Origin of the sequence: Paenibacillus sp. GCM10023252 (assembly GCF_042653305.1) — a bacterium.
Taxonomy (GTDB): Bacteria; Bacillota; Bacilli; order Paenibacillales; family Paenibacillaceae; genus Pristimantibacillus.
This window is the reverse complement of sequence record NZ_JBHSHW010000004.1, coordinates 1-20,909: the sequence shown is the minus strand read 5'-3', so window position 1 is coordinate 20,909 and position 20,909 is coordinate 1. Positions and strand designations below refer to the sequence as shown.

Annotated in this window: 14 protein-coding genes; 10 read left to right on the top strand and 4 right to left on the bottom strand. The window is 53.9% G+C overall.

Going from position 1 to position 20,909, the window contains the following annotated elements:
• The first annotated feature begins 29 nt into the window (after positions 1–29).
• Both ACFO9Q_RS04635 and ACFO9Q_RS04630 read left to right on the top strand, forming a co-directional pair.
• The gene (locus ACFO9Q_RS04635; protein ID WP_379179211.1) at positions 30–1,349 is read left to right on the top strand and encodes a PDZ domain-containing protein; all 1,320 of its coding nucleotides are present in this window, start codon (positions 30–32) and stop codon (positions 1,347–1,349) included.
• On the top strand, positions 1,339–1,602 hold the full coding sequence (locus ACFO9Q_RS04630; protein ID WP_379179209.1) for a hypothetical protein: 264 nt from the start codon (positions 1,339–1,341) through the stop codon (positions 1,600–1,602). The genes ACFO9Q_RS04635 and ACFO9Q_RS04630 overlap by 11 nt, the downstream gene beginning before the upstream one ends.
• Positions 1,603–2,008: 406 nt before the next feature.
• On the opposite strand, the gene ACFO9Q_RS04625 is transcribed toward ACFO9Q_RS04630, so the two are convergent.
• Together ACFO9Q_RS04625 and ACFO9Q_RS04620 are read right to left on the bottom strand one after the other, a co-directional pair.
• Entirely contained in the window at positions 2,009–2,839 is an 831-nt protein-coding gene (locus ACFO9Q_RS04625; protein ID WP_379179223.1) for a flagellar motor protein MotB, read from the bottom strand.
• Positions 2,823–3,656 carry a flagellar motor protein gene (locus ACFO9Q_RS04620; RefSeq protein WP_379179207.1) on the bottom strand — a complete coding sequence of 278 codons (834 nt, stop codon included), beginning with the start codon at positions 3,654–3,656 and terminating at the stop codon, positions 2,823–2,825. Before ACFO9Q_RS04620 ends, ACFO9Q_RS04625 begins: the two co-directional genes overlap by 17 nt.
• A gap of 256 nt (positions 3,657–3,912) precedes the next feature.
• Between ACFO9Q_RS04620 and uvrB the strand changes: the two genes are divergently transcribed.
• The 4 genes from uvrB (at position 3,913) to ACFO9Q_RS04600 (ending at position 10,743) form a co-directional block, all read left to right on the top strand.
• Positions 3,913–5,907: an excinuclease ABC subunit UvrB gene (uvrB, locus tag ACFO9Q_RS04615; protein WP_379179205.1), complete on the top strand. Its 1,995-nt coding sequence runs from the start codon at positions 3,913–3,915 to the stop codon at positions 5,905–5,907.
• 543 nt (positions 5,908–6,450) lie between these two features.
• On the top strand, positions 6,451–9,336 hold the full coding sequence (gene uvrA / locus ACFO9Q_RS04610) for an excinuclease ABC subunit UvrA (protein WP_379179203.1): 2,886 nt from the start codon (positions 6,451–6,453) through the stop codon (positions 9,334–9,336).
• Between the two features lie 132 nt (positions 9,337–9,468).
• Entirely contained in the window at positions 9,469–10,212 is a 744-nt protein-coding gene (gene map / locus ACFO9Q_RS04605) for a type I methionyl aminopeptidase (protein ID WP_379179201.1), read from the top strand.
• A gap of 12 nt (positions 10,213–10,224) precedes the next feature.
• Positions 10,225–10,743: a pyridoxamine 5'-phosphate oxidase family protein gene (locus ACFO9Q_RS04600; RefSeq protein ID WP_379179199.1), complete on the top strand. Its 519-nt coding sequence runs from the start codon at positions 10,225–10,227 to the stop codon at positions 10,741–10,743.
• Positions 10,744–10,816: 73 nt separating this feature from the next.
• Here the strand turns inward: ACFO9Q_RS04600 and ACFO9Q_RS04595 are convergent, their stop codons facing one another.
• Positions 10,817–12,430: a nitrite/sulfite reductase gene (locus ACFO9Q_RS04595; RefSeq protein ID WP_379179197.1), complete on the bottom strand. Its 1,614-nt coding sequence runs from the start codon at positions 12,428–12,430 to the stop codon at positions 10,817–10,819.
• A 315-nt stretch (positions 12,431–12,745) separates the two neighbouring features.
• Here ACFO9Q_RS04595 and ACFO9Q_RS04590 point away from each other — a divergent pair, with 315 nt between their 5' ends.
• Positions 12,746–12,964, top strand: coding sequence for a hypothetical protein (locus tag ACFO9Q_RS04590; RefSeq protein WP_379179195.1), 219 nt, complete (start codon positions 12,746–12,748; stop codon positions 12,962–12,964).
• Between the two features lie 550 nt (positions 12,965–13,514).
• Here ACFO9Q_RS04590 and ACFO9Q_RS04585 read toward each other — a convergent pair.
• Positions 13,515–14,483 (bottom strand): sugar phosphate isomerase/epimerase family protein, encoded by a 969-nt coding sequence (locus ACFO9Q_RS04585; RefSeq protein WP_379179193.1) that lies wholly within the window; start codon positions 14,481–14,483, stop codon positions 13,515–13,517.
• 244 nt (positions 14,484–14,727) lie between these two features.
• On the opposite strand from ACFO9Q_RS04585, the gene ACFO9Q_RS04580 reads away from it, so the two are divergent.
• From ACFO9Q_RS04580 to ACFO9Q_RS04570, 3 genes are all read left to right on the top strand, one after another.
• Positions 14,728–15,849, top strand: a complete 1,122-nt coding sequence (locus ACFO9Q_RS04580; RefSeq protein ID WP_379179191.1) for a S1C family serine protease — start codon at positions 14,728–14,730, stop codon at positions 15,847–15,849.
• A gap of 43 nt (positions 15,850–15,892) precedes the next feature.
• Positions 15,893–17,779, top strand: a complete 1,887-nt coding sequence (locus tag ACFO9Q_RS04575) for a stalk domain-containing protein (protein ID WP_379179189.1) — start codon at positions 15,893–15,895, stop codon at positions 17,777–17,779.
• A 137-nt stretch (positions 17,780–17,916) separates the two neighbouring features.
• Positions 17,917–20,697, top strand: coding sequence for a U32 family peptidase (locus ACFO9Q_RS04570; RefSeq protein ID WP_379179186.1), 2,781 nt, complete (start codon positions 17,917–17,919; stop codon positions 20,695–20,697).
• The last annotated feature ends 212 nt before the right edge of the window (positions 20,698–20,909 follow it).

The following is a 20,909-nucleotide window of genomic DNA, read 5'->3' as shown; positions in this document are numbered from 1 at the left end:
TCCTTGGCGGCGGAGAAGCTTGAAGATGAATGAATGACATGGGAGTGGATGACTTGGAAGCTGGACTTGAACTGCTCCGCATGGCGGGCCATGCGGCATTAGGACTGTTAGCACAACCCTTCTATTATATAGCGGTATTGTTCATTATATTGCAGTATACGCGGCAGACACGTCTCGAGAGGCAGCTGTTCCACGTAAGGCTTCACATCTGGCCGAGGCTGCTCGTGCGCACACTGATTGCTGGACTTGCTGTCGGAGTGTTCTTAAGCGTGGCGGGGATCTTCCTCGGCTCTGCCTTGAGCGGGTCGGCGGTCATCTGGCTATGGTCGACAGCAGCGGTGCTCATGCTGCTGCGCATCCGTTATCTCTGCTTCGCTTACAGCGCAGGGCTGCTGGGGCTCATGCAATGGGGCTTCGGCTTCACGAGCTTGGCGGAGCGGGGGGACTGGCTGGGAAGGCTGTTCGCATCTCTGGATGGGCTTGACGTTGCAGGGCTGCTGATGCTCGTCGCTGTCCTCCATCTCGCTGAGGCGCTGCTCGTGGCTAGGCAGGGGGACAAGCTGGCGACTCCGCTGTTCCTCGAGGGCAAGCGCGGCAAGTTGGTTGGCGGCTACATGCTGCAGGGCTTCTGGCCTGTGCCGCTCCTGATGCTTGTACCTATGGAAGGCGGCAGCACGGCTGCGCTTCCTTGGACGCCGCTCTTCGGCCCCGATTGGTCGCAGGGCTGGTCAATCATCGCTCTGCCGATGATTATTGGGTTCAGCGAGCTGACTCGCTCGATGCTGCCGAAGGATAAGGCTCGGCATGCCGCGAAGGGGCTGGTTGTGTACAGCGTGATCCTGGCTGGCGCGGCTCTGCTTGCTTGGTGGCAGCCGGTGCTGCTGCCGGCTGCGGCTGTTGTAGCCCTCATGCTGCATGAGGGGATGGTATGGCTCAGCATGCGCAAGGAAGCGCAGAGCACTCCATTCTATGTGAATGATGAGCGGGGCCTGCGCATCCTCGGCATCGTTCCCGGCACGCCGGCAGAGGCGATGGGCCTTGTGCCTGGAGAGATTATGCACAAGGTGAACGGGCAGAAGGTTCGCAGCAAGGAGAGCCTGCATGATGCGCTTCAAGTGAACTCGGCGTTCTCTAAGCTCGAGGTCTACAACCTTGAGGGGCAGCTGAAGTTCGTGTCGCGCGCTCGTTATGCAGGCGAGCACCACCAGCTCGGCGTCATCCTGTCCCCGGACGAGCAGGCGAACTACTATGCGGTATCCGGACACGCGTCACTGTTCTCCCTGCTCCGCGCCTCCCGCACCTCCAACCGCCGCGGCGGCGGCCCGGGCGCTCCTACGGTTGGCGGGTGAACCGCCAGCTGAGCGAAGCGACTCGCCGCGCGGCCAGCGGAGCGGCTCGGGGAGCGCAATAGCGCCAGAATCTGGCGCTGCAGGCTCGCGAAGCGGCTCGCTGAGCGCAATAGCGCCAAAATCTGGCGCTGCAGGCTCGCGAAGCGGCTCGCCGAGCGCAATAGCGCCAGATTCTGGCGCTGCAAGCGCGCGAAGCGGCTCGCCGAGCGCAATAGCGCCAGATTCTGGCGCTGCAGCGTTCAGGGGAGGTTAGTTTTGAGCTATAGCATCACATTGTGATGCTGCAGCGTCCTGGAGAGGTTAGTTTTGAGCTATAGAATCACAATATGATGCTGCAGCGTTCAGGGGAGGTTAGTTTTGGGCTATAGCATCACAATATGATGCTGCAGCGTCCTGGAGAGGTTAGTTTTGGGCTATAGCATCACAATGTGATGCTGCAGCGTCCTGGGGAGGTTAGTTTTGAGCTATAGCATCACAATGTGATGCTGCAGCCATCCGAAGTGGCCAGCCCAGCGCAATAGCATCATAATGCGATGCTGCATCGCGCGAAGCGAACCACCCTACCCGCCCAACGAACCCAGCTCGTTAGCCTACAACCCCCCAAAAAAGACCGTCCCGTGGTTCAACCACAGGACGGTCTATTATTTTCAACCAGTCGTCTACTTCCCACCCGCCGCTCGCAGCACCGTAATCTCCACCCGACGATTCTTCTGCCGCCCGGCTTCCGTCGTATTCGGCTCAACCGGCCGCGTGTCTCCGTATCCGGCGATCTCGAACTGGCTCGGAGCCAGCTTCGACGTATCAATGAAGTACCTCAGCACCGACAACGATCGCGCCGCCGACAGTCCCCAATTATCTCGGAACTCGCCGCCTGGCGGAATCGGCAGGTTATCCGTATGCCCCTCAATACTTATCGTGTGCCCGATATCCTTGAACAGGGAGGAGAGCTTCACCAGTATCGGCTCAGCCTCCGTCTTCAAGTCCGCCCGCCCAAGGTCAAAGAGGAACCTGTCGCTCAGCCGAATCGTCACACCTCTTGGCCGATCATCAACGAACACCTGCTTCTCCAGACCGTGCTCACCTATGTAGCTCTGAATGAACTTCAACAAATGCTGCAGCTCCTGCTCCTGCTGATGTTCACGAGACAGGGCAGCGGCTGCATGCTCCTTATTCCCATCCACGCCTTGACCCGAAGCTGCATCCAGCTCCTTCTTCCCATCCTCATCCGCACCAGCCTCCGGAGCCTTCGCCGAGTCCTGAGCCCCCAGCACACCAGAGCCCTGCTCCAGCACGGAATCCGCTTGGCGGAATTCGAATTGAAGAGACTGAGCGAGTACATCATACTTCTTCACATCAAGCTGGCTCATCGCATACAGCACGACGAAGAAGATCATGAGCAGGGTTATCAGATCCGCATACGTAATGAGCCAGCGTTCATGGTTATCGGCTGACACCGTCTTCGCCCGCCTCGTTCTACGTCGCACGTTCAGCCACCTTCTTCACTCTAGCCGCACGCCCAGCACGCTCACCATCTGCACCACTCGACGCTGCGGCATCCCCATCATCCAGCAAGATGAAGGCGGACAGCTTTTTGCGAATGACCTGGGGGCTCTCGCCGGCCTGAATGGCTAGTATGCCAATCATCATCAGCTCCATCGTCTGCACCTCGTCCTTCACCCTAGCCTTAATCTTGGAAGCAAGAGGGAGGTAGATGAGGTTCGCGCTGACTACTCCGTACAAGGTTGCCGTGAACGCGATCGCAATGGAATGCCCAAGCGAGCCCGGGTCAGCGAGGTTGCTCAGCACCTTAATCAGCCCCATGACGGTTCCAATGATACCCATAGTAGGAGCATACCCCCCAGCCGCTTCGAAAATCCTCGCATGACCCCCATACTTCCCCTCGACCGCATCCATCTCCAGCTCCATAATCTCACGTGTCAGCTCAGGATCAGTGCCGTCCACGACCATCATCAGACCTTCCTTCAGGAACCGGTTATCCTGCTCGCCGGCCTCCTTCTCCAGTGCCAGCACCCCGCCACGCCTTGCGATGGTGGAGAAGTCTACAAGCTTCTCGATAATCTCTCTTGAATGGGATTCTTCTTTGCTGAAGGCATACTTGATGGCGCTTGGTATTTTTTTCAACCTGGAGTAAGGGAAGCTGACCGCAACGGCTGCGAAGGTACCTCCGAACACGATGAGAATGGCTGTTTTCTCATACAAGCCTGACAGCTCTCCGCCCTCCCATAGAAATCCGCCAATGAGCGCGAGCAAGCCTGCTAGTATGCCAATAATCGTGATAATGTCCATTTCTGTCCGCTCCTGCTTTCCTTGTCACCCAGCATTTTACCGTTTTTTTATCCCCTTCCATCATTGCAACAGGGTTGACAAAACGTTATAATATGACGGGAACACATATTCTTATCTAATTTCAAGCCACACCCTATTTTATCGGGAGATTTGGGCATACCTGTGAATAGGTCTTTATTCATATACAGATTAGTCAAATACAGAATAGATGAACGTTAGAAGAACGATAGAAGATGAAGTGAGGTGGATGTTAAGCATGGAAGAATTGAAGATGATGGACCGGCCATTCGAATTGAAGTCACCCTATACGCCGCAAGGCGATCAGCCGGCTGCGATTAAGGAGTTAGTTCAAGGTCTTAAGGAGGGTAAGCGGCATCAGACGCTGCTGGGGGCGACGGGGACAGGGAAGACCTACACCGTTGCCAATGTCATTGCGCAGGTCAATCGACCAACCCTGGTCATTGCGCACAATAAGACGCTGGCAGCTCAGCTGTGCAGCGAGTTCAAGGAGTTTTTCCCCGATAATGCTGTGGAATACTTCGTCAGTTATTATGATTACTATCAGCCGGAAGCTTACATCCCTTCAACCGATACGTTCATCGAGAAGGATTCCTCCATCAACGACGAGATCGATAAGCTCCGTCACTCCGCTACCAGTGCCTTGTTCGAGAGACGAGATGTCATTATTGTTGCGAGTGTATCCTGTATATACGGTCTCGGCTCGCCGTCCGAGTATAGCAGCCTTGTGCTGTCGCTTAGAGTCGGCATGGAGAAGTCGCGCGATGCGATCCTTCATAAGCTAGTCGACATTCAATATCAACGCAATGACATTGCGTTCACCCGGGGTACGTTCCGCGTGCGCGGTGACAGCATCGAGATCTTCCCTGTAGCCAACAACGAGCGGGCGATTCGAATCGAGCTGTTCGGTGATGAGATTGAGCGAATTACCGAGATTGAAGTCGTAACCGGCGAGATTGTCGGTCAGCGCGACCACGTCTCCATCTTCCCGGCGTCTCACTTCGTGACCCATGAAGACAAGATGAAGATTGCTATCGTTAATATTGAGAGAGAATTGGAAGAGCGGCTAGCCGAGCTGCGCGACAATGGCAAGCTGCTGGAGGCACAGCGTCTCGAGCAGCGGACTCGCTATGATATCGAGATGATGCAGGAGATGGGCTTCTGCTCCGGCATTGAGAACTATTCTGGTCCGCTAACCTTCCGCGAGCGGGGGTCAACTCCTTATACGCTGCTTGATTTCTTCCCGGACGACATGCTGGTCGTCATTGACGAGTCGCACGTATCGCTTCCGCAGATTCGGGCTATGTTCAACGGTGACCGTGCGCGGAAGGAGATGCTCGTCAACCATGGCTTCCGGCTCCCATCTGCGATGGACAACCGGCCGCTTCGCTTCGAGGAGTTCGAGGCGAAGACGAATCAGCTCGTCTATGTATCGGCTACCCCAGGCCCGTTCGAGTTGGAAAATTGCCCAGTCATGACGCAGCAAATCATCCGCCCAACTGGTCTTATTGATCCTATTATCGAGCTTCGTCCGACCAAGGGCCAGATCGATGATCTGCTCGGTGAGATTCGTGACCGCATTACGAAGGACGAGCGTGTCCTCGTCACGACGCTGACGAAGAAGATGGCTGAGGACTTAACGGATTATATGAAGGAAGTCGGAATTAAGGTTCGTTATCTCCACTCCGACATTAAGACGCTGGAGCGGATGGCTATTCTCCGTGATCTCCGACTAGGCGCCTTCCATGTCCTCGTTGGCATTAACTTGCTGCGGGAAGGTCTTGACTTACCCGAAGTGTCTCTGGTAGCCATACTAGATGCCGACAAGGAGGGCTTCCTGCGTTCTGACCGTTCCCTCATCCAGACGATTGGTCGTGCAGCGCGTAACAGCGAGGGCCGTGTCATCATGTATGGAGACAAGGTAACGGACTCTATGGACCGGGCGATGAAGGAGACGGAGCGCCGTCGCACCATTCAGCTCGCCTACAACGAGAAGCATGGTATTACTCCTCAGACGATTCGGAAGAGAATTCACGAAGTCATCGAGGCCACGAAGGTGGCCGAGGAGAAGGCAGACTATCTAACCGGCGTGGGCGCATCCAAGATGACCAAGAAGGACCGCCAGTCGCTCATCACCCGCCTAGAGGCAGAGATGAAGGACGCAGCCAAGAACCTCCAATTCGAACGCGCCGCCGAGCTCCGCGACGCCTTGCTGGAGCTCCGCTCAGAGTGAGAGAATCGACCCTCCTAAGTCCTCCCTCCAGGGAGGATTCCAAAGGGTTCCACCCTCTGGACACCGGAATTGGCGTTGGCGGCACGACATGAGCACCGTGCACTTGTCGTGCTCCCAGCCGCTTTCGTCCCTCTGGGACACGCTTTACCTAAGGCGTAAGAACTGTCGGGATGTAGAAGGGTATTAGCAAGCAAAGCTTGTCCTGCTGGGGACAACAGTATTTGGTTGCAGAGTTCAAGCATGTCCCGTAAGGACATCAAGGGCAACGACGTATAGCGTGTCCCGCAGGGACGTAAGCGACTCCCCGCACGACGCCGTGCATCAAGCGCAAGTCGTGTCTCCCACGCTAGTTCCGGTGTCCAGAGGGCGGGCCCTTTGGAATCCTCCCTGGCAGGGAGGACTTAGGAGGGTCGAAAGGGTTTGAGGGTCGATAAAGATTTGAATGTCGAAATTTTAGATTTTAAGATAATTTTCATATAAAAAGGGAGTCTCAGAGGGCAAAGCCCTCTGATGTTCCACATAGGGAACCAAGGAGGGTTACAATTGGCTAGTGATAGGATTGTCGTAAAAGGCGCAAGAGCCCATAATCTAAAAAATGTCGACGTCACCATTCCGCGTGACAAATTCGTCGTGCTTACCGGGCTTAGCGGCTCCGGCAAGTCGTCGCTTGCCTTCGATACGATCTATGCTGAAGGGCAACGTCGGTACGTCGAGTCCTTGTCCGCTTATGCCCGTCAATTCTTAGGGCAGATGGAGAAGCCGGATGTCGACTCTATTGAAGGACTGTCTCCAGCGATCTCGATCGACCAGAAGACAACGAGCCGGAATCCCCGGTCAACGGTAGGAACCGTTACAGAGATCTATGATTACTTGAGGCTGCTGTTCGCGCGTGTGGGCAAGCCGCATTGTCCAGAGCATGGCATTCAGATTACGTCCCAGACGGTCGAGCAGATGGTCGACCGCATCATGGAATACCCGGAGCGCACGAAGCTCCAGATTCTAGCTCCGCTTATTGCCGGACGGAAGGGCGAGCATACGAAGCTGCTGGCCGATATTCAGAAGCAAGGCTTCGTCCGGGTGAGAGTGAATGGAGAACTACGAGATCTGAGCGAGAAGATTGAGCTGGAGAAGAACAAGAAGCATTCCATCGAGGTTGTCGTAGACCGTATAGTCGTGAAGGATGACATTCATACGAGGCTTGCAGATTCCTTGGAGACCGCGCTGAAGCTGTCCGATGGCAAGGTGCTCGTTGACGTGATGGAGAAGGAAGAGCTGCTCTTCAGCTCCAACCTGGCATGTCCGGAATGCGGCTTCTCCATTGACGAGCTTGCGCCAAGAATGTTCTCCTTCAACAGCCCTTACGGGGCTTGTCCCGAGTGTGACGGCTTAGGGGCGAAGATGATTGTTGACCCGGAGCTGCTCGTGCCCGATGCCAGCAAGTCTATTAACCAAGGCGCCTTCGAGGCGTGGGCGGGCAGTACGTCCAACTACTACCCCCAGTTCCTTGGAGCGGTATGCGACCACTATGGAATCGACCAAGAGGCTTCCGTGTCCAGCTTAACCCCGGAGCAGATGAAGAAGCTCCTCTATGGAACAGGCGGCGAACGTGTCCGCTTCTTATACGAGAATGACTTCGGCCATCGCAAGGAAGCTTATGTTCCATTCGAGGGTATCGTGAACAACCTGGAGCGCCGTTACCGCGAGACGGCTTCCGATATGATGCGCGAGCATATTGAGGCTTACATGAGCGCGAAGCCGTGCAGCAGCTGCAAGGGGCAGCGCCTTCGCAAGGAGAGTCTTGCGGTAACGATTGGAGCCGAGAATATTGCTCATGTGACCTCACTATCCATTGGGGAAGCGAGCCAGTTCTTCGACTCTCTAGAGCTCTCTCAGAAGGAGAGAACGATCGCCAACCTTATTCTGAAGGAGATCAACAGCCGTCTAGGCTTCCTTGTGAATGTAGGCTTGGAGTATCTATCCTTGAGCCGTGCAGCAGGCACGCTCTCCGGTGGAGAAGCGCAGAGGATCAGACTGGCCACGCAGATCGGTTCCAGTCTAATGGGCGTCCTATATATTCTGGATGAGCCAAGCATCGGACTTCATCAGCGGGATAATGACCGCTTGATTAAGACGCTCGAGCACATGAGGGACTTAGGCAATACACTCATCGTTGTTGAACATGATGAAGACACGATGATGGCGGCAGACTTCATTATTGATATCGGGCCGGGTGCGGGTATTCATGGCGGTCAAGTCGTATCTCAGGGAACTCCGGCTGAGGTGATGGAGGATGAGCAGTCGCTCACCGGCCAATACCTCAGCGGACGCAAGTTCATCGAGGTGCCGCTCAAGCGGCGCAAGACGAACGGCAAGTGGCTGGAGGTTCGCGGAGCGAAGGAGAACAATCTGAAGGGCGTGAACGTGAAGTTCCCGCTCGGCGTGTTCACTGCCGTAACCGGCGTATCAGGGTCGGGCAAGTCTACACTTGTGAATGAGATTCTGTACAAGACGCTAGCGCGTGACCTGAACAAGGCGAAGGTAAGACCTGGCGAATACAAGGAGCTGCGCGGTCTGGAGCACATCGAGAAGGTTATCGACATCGATCAGTCTCCAATCGGACGTACTCCGCGCTCGAACCCAGCCACGTACACCGGTGTGTTCGACGATATTCGGGATGTATATGCCTCAACGAATGAATCCAAGGTACGCGGCTACAAGAAGGGCCGGTTCTCCTTCAACGTGAAGGGCGGGCGATGTGAAGCCTGCCGCGGGGACGGAATTATTAAGATCGAGATGCACTTCCTTCCCGATGTCTATGTTCCTTGTGAGATCTGCAAGGGGAAGCGGTATAACCGTGAGACCCTTGAAGTGAAGTATAAGGGTAAGAACATCGCCGAAGTGCTGGAGATGACGCTGGAGGATGGGACAGAGTTCTTCAAGAACATCCCGCGTATCCACCGCAAGCTGCAGACGCTCCTAGATGTTGGCTTAGGCTACATGAAGCTGGGCCAGCCCGCAACGACACTGTCCGGCGGTGAAGCACAGCGTGTGAAGCTGGCTGCGGAGCTGTATCGCCGCAGTACAGGCAAGACCTTCTACATTCTCGATGAGCCGACAACCGGCCTTCATGTCGATGACATTGACCGGCTGCTGACCGTTCTTCACCGCCTTGTAGATTCCGGGGAATCCGTGCTCGTCATCGAGCATAATCTCGATGTTATTAAGACGGCAGATTATCTCATTGATCTTGGTCCTGAAGGGGGAAGCGGCGGCGGAACGATCGTAGCCACTGGAACGCCAGAGAGTCTAGTGAAGGTAGACGAGTCCTACACTGGCCGTTACTTGAAGCCGATCCTCGAGCGGGATCGCGAGCGGACCATCAACAAGCTGAACACCCAAGAGAGCGTAGCAGCTGGATTGGCAGATTAATACGAGGAGCATGCGATAGACTGGGCAAGCCAGCTAGAGCATGCTTTTCTTTTTTTTTTCACAAGAACCCCTTCACAAGGGCATTCCGCGCGATTACAATAAGTGACAACAACTCGGCGCAGGGGTGATGGCATGACGGTAGAGACGCAGGATGATGTGGATAAGCTGCTGCAGATTGGGAGGATTGTGGCCAAGACGATTGAGGTAATGAAGCTCAGCATTCAACCAGGGATGAGAACGAGGGAGCTTGATGAGATCGGCGCTCGTACACTAGCTTACTACGGAGCGACATCGGCTCCATTGGTCAATGGATTCCCTGGACACACTTGCATCAGCGTGAATCACGAAGCGGCGCATGGTATCCCGGGCGAACGAGTCATGCAAGCTGGAGATCTCGTCAACATTGACGTATCTGCTGTTCGGGACGGCTATTATGCCGATTCCGGCCAGTCCTTCCAGCTGCCGCCGGAGCACCGCTATCTTCAGCAATTATGCCACTGCACCTATGAAGCGATGATGAAGGTCATCTCGGTTCTAAGAGCAGGTACCCGATTGAACACCATTGGGTGGGTCATGCAGGAGGAGGCCCGCAAGGGAGGCTATCGTGTCGTGCACAACCTGTGCAGCCATGGAACGGGAAGGGCGCTGCATGAAGAGCCGCGTGAGATACTGCCCTACTACAACCCTAGGGATCATTCCGTACTGCACCGAGGTCAGGTCATAACCATCGAGCCATTCTTCTCAACTGGCGGACATTATGTGCTGGAGCAGCCGGATGGCTGGACACTCTCCACTCCTGATCGGAGCTATGTGGCTCAATTCGAACATACCATTATCATTACAGATGAGCAGCCCATTATTGTAACAGCACTATAGGAGGCGATGGAGATGGGCAAGGTGCATCCCTGCTTAGATGAGAGCTTAATAACGTTCATTCACCGTCAGCGATGCTTCTTCGTCGCAACAGCGCCCACATCATCTGACGGGTATGTGAATACCTCGCCCAAGGGGTATGAGACCTTCACAATTGTAGATAATCACACAGTAGCTTATCTCGATTACCCGGGCAGTGGCAATGAGACAGCGAGGCATATTGCTGATAATGGCAGACTGACCATCATGTTCTGCGGCTTCGCCGAAGATACGCAGATAGTTAGGCTGTACGGCACTGGGGAAGTCATCGACAAGGGGGACGAGAGATTCGGACAGTGGGCGGATCGGTTCCCCGAGCGTTACGGTGAATGGACGAGGCAGATTATTGTTCTGCATATTGAGCAGGTGAAGAGCAGCTGCGGTATGTCGGTTCCCTATTACGAGTATAGAGGGGAGAGGGAGCTGCTGCATAATTGGGCCGTCAATATGGAGGACAAGGGCAAGCTGGATGCCTATATAGCGAAGAATAAGTAGGGTGCATATATGCAAAAAAAAGACCCCGCACACCAAGCCGGTGTGCGGGGTCTTCTGCGTAACGCTCAGTATGTTAAGATGCTGCAAGGATGGCAGTAAGCTTCTCTTGGAATGCAGGCACTCCGACACGGTTAACGAAGTTGTGGAACGTCTCGCCTTCACCACGCTCTTCCTTATAGAAGAGAATGAGCTGCTTCAGTACGTCGCCAACGTTGTCGCCCTTCACGCGGCCCTTAAGCGGTTGGTTGAACGCTGCGTTAGGACCGAGAATACCGCCTACCGCGATATCGAAGGCGTCAACCATACCTTCAGGAGTCTTCACAAGCGCACCTTGCAATCCGATATCTGCAATCTGCTTCTGACCGCAAGCATTAGGGCATCCAATGAAGTGGATACGAATCTTCTCATCAAGCTCGACTTGCTCATCGAGATACTGTGCCACGCGGCGAGCGCGTTCCTTCGTCTCAACGACAGCCAGGTTGCAGAATTCGTTGCCTGTGCAAGATACGGTACGGCTCATGAAGTTCTTCGGATTAGGTGTCAAGCGTTGAAGTACAGGTGCTGCCAACACTTCTTCCACCTTGTCATCCGGAACGCCGGAGAGGAGAATGTTCTGCGACATGGTCGTACGCAGTGTTCCGTCGCCGAACTTGTCTGCCAGATCAGCAAGCTGCTCGAATTCATCAGAATTCGTACGACCTACCGGTACGTTCAGACCGATGTAGTTCAGACCTTCTTGCTTCTGCGGGAATACACCATCGTAATAAGCGGCTTGCCAGCCGATGATCTTATTCTCACCCTTGGACGGCATCTCGCCAATCAGCTTAATGAGCTCTTCCTTGAACTTCTCTACGCCCCAGTCTGCTACGAGGAACTTCAGGCGAGCGTGATGGCGCTTCTCACGGTAGCCGTGATCACGGAAGATCGTAGTGACACCAACGGATACCTTGAGCACTTCCTCCGGACGAACGAAGATATCAAGCTCCTTCGCCAGATGAGGCTTAGCGGACAAGCCGCCGCCCACATAAGCGTGGAATCCAATCACTTCTTCACCGTCAATGACCTTGGTAGCAGGCACGAAGGCCAGGTCATTAATTTCCGCATGCGCATTGTTATAAATGCTGGAAGAGATGGACATTTTATATTTGCGGGGCAGATTAGAGAAGTCACGGTTCATTAAGAAGTAGTCATTCACTTCATCAACCAGTTGCTTCGTATCGAGCAGCTCGTCCTTGTCGATGCCGACAAGCGGGTTGCCGACGATGACACGAGGGCAGTCGCCGCAAGCTTCGTAGCTGTACATGCCAACCTCTTCGAGACGCTTGAAGATATCCGGAAGATCTTGAACCTGCAGCCAGTGATACTGAATCGCTTGGCGAGTGGTGATATCGACCAGTCCGCGCCCGTAGTCGCGACCGATGGATGCAAGAGCTCTAGCTTGTGCGGCTGTAATGACACCGGAATTGACGCGCACACGCATCATGAAGTAACCGTCACGCGGCTTCTGCTCGTATACACCCGCCCACTTGAAGCGGTTCATATCGTCTTCTGGAATGGAGTCGTAGCCTTCCAGTGCATATTTTTCAATAATGGTGCGGATGACATCCAGTCCATCCTTCTCCATCTTGATGAATTCGAATTTGTTAAGCTTGGCAGGGTCCTGCATCCAGACTGCTTCGTAAGCCATGATTCCAATTTCCCCCTTGTAAAAGATCACACCGACCAATTCCGACGAAATTGGTATGAATATGTTATGTCGATCGTATCATATTTCGACTAGGTCGACAATGACTAATAGGTGCCTAGTAATAAGAGTTTGTTATACGACCTATATGGATTCGTTATAATGAAGAAACCGTTCTCAATTAGAAGCATAGATTCTCAAGTAGAATGGAATTGGTGACAAACTTGTTACGAAAATCGAATGAGACTTGCATCGGAAGCATGGAGAAGCTAACATAGTTATAATAGGTTACGTGTGAGAATAAAGGAGGTCCCTTTCATGTTTTTGGCAGAAGAAGCAGCCGCTACTACAGCAAGTACCATTAATACGTTTGACTGGTTTATGCTGGCCTTTACAGTAATCATTGCGATCGGATTCGTCCGACTGGTCTCTGAGCGTCCGAAGAAGAACATCTTCGCCATCGGGTTCACCGGTGTATCCTTGGCCTTGTTCCTCTTGATTGACTGGATTATGATTACAAAGGTTTGGCTGGCGTAGAACGGACGCTGTCCCGTGAGGCTTATTGGCCTTTGGGGCAGCCTTTTTATTTTAATGAGGTCTTGGCTGCTGGGCTGCGGGAGTAGGTATGGGTTCCAGCCGCGGTTGAAAGATCGTGTTCCCCCATTATAAGAAACATTAGAGGGGGGAACACGACTTTCAAAGGCGGACGTAAACTCTTCCACTCCATACCCACCCCCTCCGCCAAGCCACGCCTCAATAAAATGAGGCACCCCAAAGAACAAAGGCCAAAACTTTGGCAGCGTTGGCCGGTGGCTCGCAGCTGCCGTGAAGAACGGCTCCAGCCGGAGCCTCTCTTCACGGCAGTTTATGCGCCTACGCGGCGCTAGACCTTGAACGGCTAAGGTCAAGATCAAGACCTTGCGCCTACGCGGCTAGGCCCTATGGGCAAGAGCACAAAAATCTTGCGCCTAAACGGCCGCCAACCCCCAAACGCCAAACCCCAACCCCCAAACCCTGCGCCAAAGAAAAAAAACGGGCTGTGCTGCCAGTAGTTAACTGGTGCACAGCCCGTTCGATTATATAAAAGTTAAACCCACCACATCTCACCCAGCGGTTCGCGGATGAGGACTTGCTGGAGATTGGCTACTGCACGGCTGAAGCCTTCTTCGACGGACATAAGGCCATCTTCGTGCTCGATGGATACGACATAGTCGTAGCCAACTAAGCGAAGAGCGCTGATGATGTCTGCCCATACCTTCAGGTCGTGGCCATAGCCTACGGAACGGAACTGCCATGCGCGGTCTAGCATGAGGGCGTAGGACTGCATGTCCGTTACGCCATGCTTGTTGACGTTGATTGGATCAATCGTCGTATCCTTCGCATGGAAGTGGTGAATGGCACCTGCGCGTCCAAGAATGTGAATCGCTTGGACAGGGTCGATTCCTTGCCACCACATATGGCTCGGGTCAAGGTTCGCGCCGATCGCATCGCCTGCTGCTTCACGAAGACGAAGCAGAGTAGCTGGCGTGTGAACGGAGAAGCCGCCGTGAAGCTCTAGTCCGATTTTGATACCGGCATCCGTAGAGATCTTGGCAATCTCGCTCCAGTAAGGAATAACCTTCTCTTCCCACTGCCACTTCAGAATCTCCTGATAGTCATTCGGCCAAGGGGCTACCGGCCAGTTCGGATACTTCGCATCCTCATGGTCGCCTGGGCAGCCGGAGAATGTATTGACTACAGGTACTTCAAGTCGGGAGGCCAGCTCAATCGTCTTGCGAATGACGGCATCATGCTCGGATGAGATCGCCTTCTGAGGATGAAGCGGATTCGCATGGCAGCTAAGGGCGGAGATGGTCAGACCGCGGGACTCTACAGCGTGTTTAAACGCTTTCAGCTTACCAGCATCAGCAAGCAGAACATCCGGGTCGCAATGGGCGTTGCCTGGGTAGCCGCCTGTACCAATCTCAACGGCTTCGAGCCCCTTCGCAGCAATATAATCGAGCGCTTCTTCGAATGGCTTCTGAGCGAATAGAACAGCAAATACTCCGAGTTTCATAGTTATTCATTACCTCCCAATTGTTCAATGGTTCGTACGATTATTATTTCCACAGCCTATTATATCACTCCTCCTCCCAACTTCCATCGTTCCGCCAACCCTATACCAAAAATACATAAGAAGAGGGCAAAAGCTTGGAATAGGCCTATATTCTCAACTAACAGTCTAATAGAACTATCCTCTCCGGCCGATAGAGTTAATATATGGAAGTTACCTATGAACATTGGACTGGGAGTGTGAAGGAATGAGAGGGAAAGGCAGAATGCTCCGCGTCAGCGCCGCTCTGATAGTCGGAGGGATGCTTACGGCGAGCACGGCATTCGCTGCTGGAGCAAGTGCTCCCGGCGGCATCGCCATGAATGCGACAGTGATCAAGGGCGAGGTATACGTGAAGGCAAGCTCGCTGACGAGCGCTCTTGGGGGAACAGGCAAGTACAACGCGGCAGCAGGTACATATACCTATACGCCTGCTGATGTGCCATCTGTAGTGAAGAAGGTCTCGCCCTCAACCGTAGCGATCATCGGCAAGCCGACGGACGTCAGTAACGCGAGCAACCGGTACAACCTGGCTCATGGCACAGGCGTCATTGTGAAGGCAGACGGCTGGATTCTGACGAATGCTCACGTCGTGAAGGACATGGACAGCATCGTCGTCGTCACCTCAGATGGCAAGCAGTACAGCGGCAAGCGGACACATATGGATGAAGCAAGTGATCTGGCTCTCGTCAAGATTACAGCCAGCGGGTTGAAGCCGGCGGTGTTCACACCAATCCCGATGAAGATCCAAGTGGGCGAGACGGTCGTTGCCATCGGGACGCCAGTATCGTTCTCCTTGCGCAACACTGCGACAGCTGGTGTGCTTAGCGGTCTTAATCGTTCCATCTCTTCGACCTACAAGCTGCTTCAGACGGATGCAGCCATCAATCCCGGCAACAGCGGTGGACCGCTCGTGAACATGAAGGGTGAAGTCATTGGCATCAACTCGCTTAAGTTCGTCGAGGTCGATGTGGATAATCTGGGCTTTTCCATTCCGGCGGATACGGTGAAGTATGTGCTGGATCACTTTTTCAAGTATGGGAAGGTGAATCGTTCCTCTCTCGGTATTGGGCTGGAAGAGAGCTGGTCGGCGATTGTCGGTCTGCCTACGTCTGATCCTCTAACGGTTACGAATGTGAAGTCGGACTCGGCCAAGAAGGCGGGCATCCAGAATGGTGATGTGCTGTACTCGGTAGCTGGCAAGCAAGTGTCATCCTTGGTGGAGCTGAACGAGCTTCTGAAGGCGTACCTGCCAGGCCAGACCGTGGAGGTCACTCTGTTGATGGATGGCGATCTTGTTACAAGGAAGCTTGTCCTCGCGGCAGGTTAACCCCATGAATGATTAACTAATAGAAGGAGTCAACTGAACTCATATGAAAAAATCCCTATTCTCCATGCTGCTTGCAGCGCTTCTTATCTTATCTGTAGTGCCAGCTGGTGTCTTCGCAGCGACTGACGCATCTAAGGTCGTTGTCACCCTGAAGACTGGTACCGCATCCGTCAACGTGAATGGAACACCAACGGCAGTTCCTACCGCTCCTTATGTATTAAATGGAACGACCATGGTGCCGCTGAAGGTTATTACACTTGCCTTCAACGCATCCCTGAAGCTTCAAGACAACAAGATTATTACCCTGAATTACAATGATAAGGAAGTTATCCTGACGATGGGAAGCACCACCGTTAAGGTAGGCGGCAAGGCTGTTACCGTAGCCAACGCTCCTAAGATTCAGAACGGAACGACCATGGTGCCGGCTCGTGTCATCGTAGAGGCATTCGGTGCAACGATTGCCCAGGACAAGACAACGAAGGTCATTACGATTACTGGCGTTCGTGCCGAAGGTACTGGTACGGTTACGATTGATTCCGATGCTGGCAAGACGAAGGTAGGCGACAGCCACCAGGGCTGGTCGATGAAGTATCCGGCTGGCTTAATACAAGTGAACCAGAGCAGCAATGGAGATTTCGTCATGTGGGCAGATGCCAAGGAAGCCGCCATGGTGTTCGTAAGCTCATACCCGGTAGACAATGAACTGACAAGAGATGAGAAGCGTGAGCTCATTGAGGAAGAGATGGGCTACAATGAGACATTAATAGATAAGCGTACGATTACAGTCGGTGCTTCAAGCTTCGAGAAGTTTGTTGCGCGATCCGATGACGGGGCATTCTATGAGTACCGCGGCATTCAGCAAGGGGAGAAGTTCTACATTGTTAGTATTGGTATTGAAGGGAAGAGCAAGGATGTTCTGAATGCCTATCAGTCGCTGCTGGACAGCTTCAAGCCATCATTCGACAAAAAAGATACAACGATTAAAGATATAACAAAAGTAGTAAACGGATTAATCACCCACATTAATAAGGAATTCGGGCTTACAGTTAAGCTTCCTACGGATTGGGAGGATGAAGGATACGGATCTATGCCATATTACGCAAGTGATGATGGAGAGTTCTCCTTAACCATCTCCTCGCTTGTAGAAAATGATACGGCAGAGAAGTGGCTTGCACGTAAACAAAGTGAGCTGCATGAAGATTACCTGCCTGCAGCTATTCGGAATGAGAGTGTCAGCACGATTAAGTTAAAGGATGGCACAGCCCAATTATTGAAATATGAATTGCCGCAAGAAGACAACAGTTGGACTTCTGTGTATACCGCCTTCTTAGTCGTAGGCGAATATCGTTATGAATTTACTTACAGCTTCAATTCTGACCTAGGCATTAAGGGACACAACCTGTTCAATAAAATTATGGAAACGGTCGATGTGGATACCGACTATATTGCAAGCAACTTCGGTCAATTGGAAGATGAGAATGACATGGTCGATCGCACCACGACGGTGACAAAAAAGAGCAAGAAGTACGGGTACTCCATTACTCTTCCAACTTATTGGGAGGGGGATCTAAAGGACTTTGAAGAGAACTATATCATTTACTCGTTCAGCGGCGGCGAATTCTTCGTAAGTATCAACGAGGATGAAACTCGTGATGTAACGACAAAGTATTATACGGATTACATTGCAGAAGAGGGCTCAGAGGAACTCAAGCTGCTAGAGAATACGACGGTTACACTTGCAGGCAAGACAGCTAATAAATTGGTTGTGGAGTATACGGAAGAGGATGAGGGGACCAACACTCAGACGTTCTACATTGTAGATCATGCTGGTCATTCGATTGCCTTTGGATTCAACCTTAATGAAAAAAATGCGACAACTAGCAATTTACAGCGTATTGAAAAAGCTATTCAGTCCATAACTTTTAATTAATACGAAGTGAGCCGGTCCCATCGCGGGCCGGCTTTATTTTTTATTTGGCAACAATGGGTGGTGGAATGGGACCTTGCGGTTCTGGTACACTATGAATATGAGAGCAGCTATAGAAAGTGGAGGATTGTACAGTCATTATGACATTATCGATAAAAAGGCAAGACGTTGAGCTGCTGGCACCGGCAGGCGATTGGGATTGCATGCGTGCAGCGGTAGCGAATGGCGCAGATGCTATATTCTTCGGCGTAGAGAAATTCAATGCACGGGCGAGAGCGAATAACTTCCGCAGCGACGAGCTGGGGGAGATCATGGCGTTCCTGCACAGCTATGGCGTGAAGGGCTTCCTGACCTTCAACATCCTCGTATTCGAGGATGAGCTTCGGGATGCGCAGCATCTCATTGAGATGTGCATCGATGCGGGTGTGGATGCGGTTATTGTCCAGGATCTGGGGCTTGTGAAGCTTATTCGTGAGCTGTCCCCTGACTTCCCGATTCATGGTTCTACCCAGATGACGATTACTTCACCGGAGGCGGTGGAGTTCACGAAGCCATTCGACATAGAGAGAGTGGTGCTCGGCCGTGAAAATAACCTAAAGCAGATCAAAACAATCGGTGAGCAGGCAAAGCTTCCAATGGAAGTGTTCGTGCATGGCGCGCTGTGCGTCTCCTACTCGGGTCAATGCTTAACCTCCGAGATGTGGGGAGGACGTTCGGCTAACCGCGGCGAGTGCGCGCAAGCCTGCCGCTTGCCCTATGATCTGATGGTTGACGGCGTGAAGCAGCCGATGGGCGATGTCGCTTACCTGCTGTCTCCGAAGGATCTGGCCGCGATTGATATCGTGCCTGAGCTGATTGAAGCGGGCGTGACCTCGTTCAAAATTGAAGGCCGGCTCAAGAGCCCGGAGTATGTTGCGAATGTGGTGAGCAAGTATCGCCGCGCGATCGACAAGTACTTCGAAGGCGACCTCTCGAAGCCTTCCGAGGAAGAAGTGCGCGAGCTGCAGCAGAGCTTCTCGCGCGGCTTCACCCATGGCTTCTTGGACGGGACGAACAACAAGAAGCTGGTTGAAGGCACGTTCCCGAAGAGTCGGGGCGTGTATCTCGGTGTCGTGGAGCGGATTCTACGCGACGCGGTGGTTGTGAAGGTAGACGCGCCGGTGAAGCGCGGCGACGGCATTGTGTTCGATGCCGGCGACCCGACGAAGAAGGAAGAGGGCGGCCGGGTGTATGATCTTCGCCGGCAGGGCGTGAAGATTGAGGGCGAAGCCCAGGAAGGCACGCGGCTGGAGATCGTGGCCGGGCGTAATGACGTTGACCTGCAGCGGGTCCATGTCGGGGACCGCGTCTGGAAGACGAGCGATCCGGCGCTGGACAAGCGGCTGAGAGCGACCTTCGAGACGGAGAAGCCGTACCGCGTCTTCCCGCTAAGCGTTAAGGTTACTGGAGCATTGGGCCAGCCGCTTCGTACGTGGTGGACCGATGTAGAGAAGGGAACGACGGTAGAAGTCTTATCCGAGCTGGAGCTGGAGCAGGCCCAGAAGCGTCCGATGGATGAAGCCTTGCTGGAGGAGCAGTTCGGACGTCTAGGCGGCACCCTGTATCAGCTCGAGCAGATCGAGGTGTCCTTGCAAGGCGACCTGATCGTGCCAATGCGGGAGCTGAACCGGATTCGCCGCGAAGCGGTAGAGCAGCTTGCGGGCGAACGGCCGAAGCCGCCGGTGTATGTGAAGCGCGAGGTCGATCCGTTCGCCGATTCCCATCGCGGGGAGCGTGGAGCAGGCGCGGCGGGGCCGAATACCCTTGCGGCGACGGCTGCTGCTGGTAGCGGCGTTGAAGCTGGTGCAGGTACCGCTGCTGGGACTAAAGGTGGCGCTGCTGCTGATGCTGCGGTACATGGCGCAGCTGCTGGAGCAGTGGAGACTGCTGGGGGAAACGTAGCAGCAGCTGGAGCAGTGGCGGCTGGTGGGGGAAACGTAGCAGCAGCTGGAGCAGTGGCGGCTGGTGGTGCGGAGGCTGCTGCCTCTGCATTATCTGCCCCTAAGGCAGCGCCACAGATGACGGCATTATGCCGCAGCCTGGAGCAGCTGGAAGCGGCTGTTCAGACTGATGTGGCCATGGTGTATGCCGACTTCGAGTTCATTAAGCAGTTCCCGGCCGCGATGAAGGCCGCCCGTGCAGCGGGCAAGCCGATTGCGCTGGCGACGCCGCGCATTCATATGCCTGGGGAGAATGGCTACCATGCCAATATTCTGAAGCTGCAGCCGGATGCGGTGCTTGTTCGGAATACAGGCGCGCTCTATTATTATCTGCGCGCTAGAGCGAGCCGTCCGCCGGAGGAGCGTGAGAGCTTCCCTCGTCTGATTGGCGACTTCTCTCTTAACATTGCCAATCATAAGGCTGCGGATCTGTTCACAGAAGCGGGTTGTGACATGGTCACTCCTTCGTATGATCTGAACATTCAACAGATGATTGATCTGCTGGAGCATGCGGACACCTCCAAGGTGGAGGTCGTCATCCATCAGCATCTGCCGATGTTCCATACGGAGCATTGCGTCTATTGCACCTTCATGAGCGAGGGGACGGACTTCACGAACTGTGGCCGTCCTTGCGAGGAGCAGCGGGCTTCCCTGCAGGATCGGATCGGCATGTCCCATCCGGTACGCGTCGATGAAGGCTGCCGCAACACGGTATACAACGCCATCGAGCAATCGGGCGCAGAGTATATCCGCAACTTCAGCGAGCTCGGCGTCACGTCCTTCCGCGTAGAGTTCTTGGAGGAGCCAGCGGACAAGGTGCTGGAGGTGCTCTCTCTCTATCGCGATGCCATAGGCGGCCGCATCAGCGGCACCCAAGTGTGGCGGAGCCTTAAGGCGACCAACCAGCTCGGCGTCACTCGCGGCCAGCTCGTGAAGAAGTAGGATCGGCTAGCTGGGCGCGACGAGCGCGATAAGGTGCATGAATGCACCATAATGGCAGCGAGCTGGGCGTGGTGAGCGCGATAAGGTGCAGGAATGCACCAGAATAGCGGCTAGCTGGGCGTGGTGAGCGCGATAAGGTGCAATAACTCCTAGGCCCCGTAATGGAACTGGAGTCTCTCCTAACAATCTATTATTCTATAGATAAGGGAGAG

Coding starts and splice junctions, on each gene's coding strand:
- ACFO9Q_RS04590 (WP_379179195.1), top strand. CDS start 12,746: ATGTTTTTGGCAGAAGAAGCAGCCGCTACTACAGCAAGTACCATTAAT.
- ACFO9Q_RS04595 (WP_379179197.1), bottom strand. CDS start 12,430: ATGGCTTACGAAGCAGTCTGGATGCAGGACCCTGCCAAGCTTAACAAA.
- ACFO9Q_RS04620 (WP_379179207.1), bottom strand. CDS start 3,656: ATGGACATTATCACGATTATTGGCATACTAGCAGGCTTGCTCGCGCTC.
- ACFO9Q_RS04585 (WP_379179193.1), bottom strand. CDS start 14,483: ATGAAACTCGGAGTATTTGCTGTTCTATTCGCTCAGAAGCCATTCGAA.
- ACFO9Q_RS04580 (WP_379179191.1), top strand. CDS start 14,728: ATGAGAGGGAAAGGCAGAATGCTCCGCGTCAGCGCCGCTCTGATAGTC.
- ACFO9Q_RS04635 (WP_379179211.1), top strand. CDS start 30: ATGAATGACATGGGAGTGGATGACTTGGAAGCTGGACTTGAACTGCTC.
- ACFO9Q_RS04570 (WP_379179186.1), top strand. CDS start 17,917: ATGACATTATCGATAAAAAGGCAAGACGTTGAGCTGCTGGCACCGGCA.
- ACFO9Q_RS04575 (WP_379179189.1), top strand. CDS start 15,893: ATGAAAAAATCCCTATTCTCCATGCTGCTTGCAGCGCTTCTTATCTTA.
- uvrB (WP_379179205.1), top strand. CDS start 3,913: ATGGAAGAATTGAAGATGATGGACCGGCCATTCGAATTGAAGTCACCC.
- map (WP_379179201.1), top strand. CDS start 9,469: ATGACGGTAGAGACGCAGGATGATGTGGATAAGCTGCTGCAGATTGGG.
- ACFO9Q_RS04600 (WP_379179199.1), top strand. CDS start 10,225: ATGGGCAAGGTGCATCCCTGCTTAGATGAGAGCTTAATAACGTTCATT.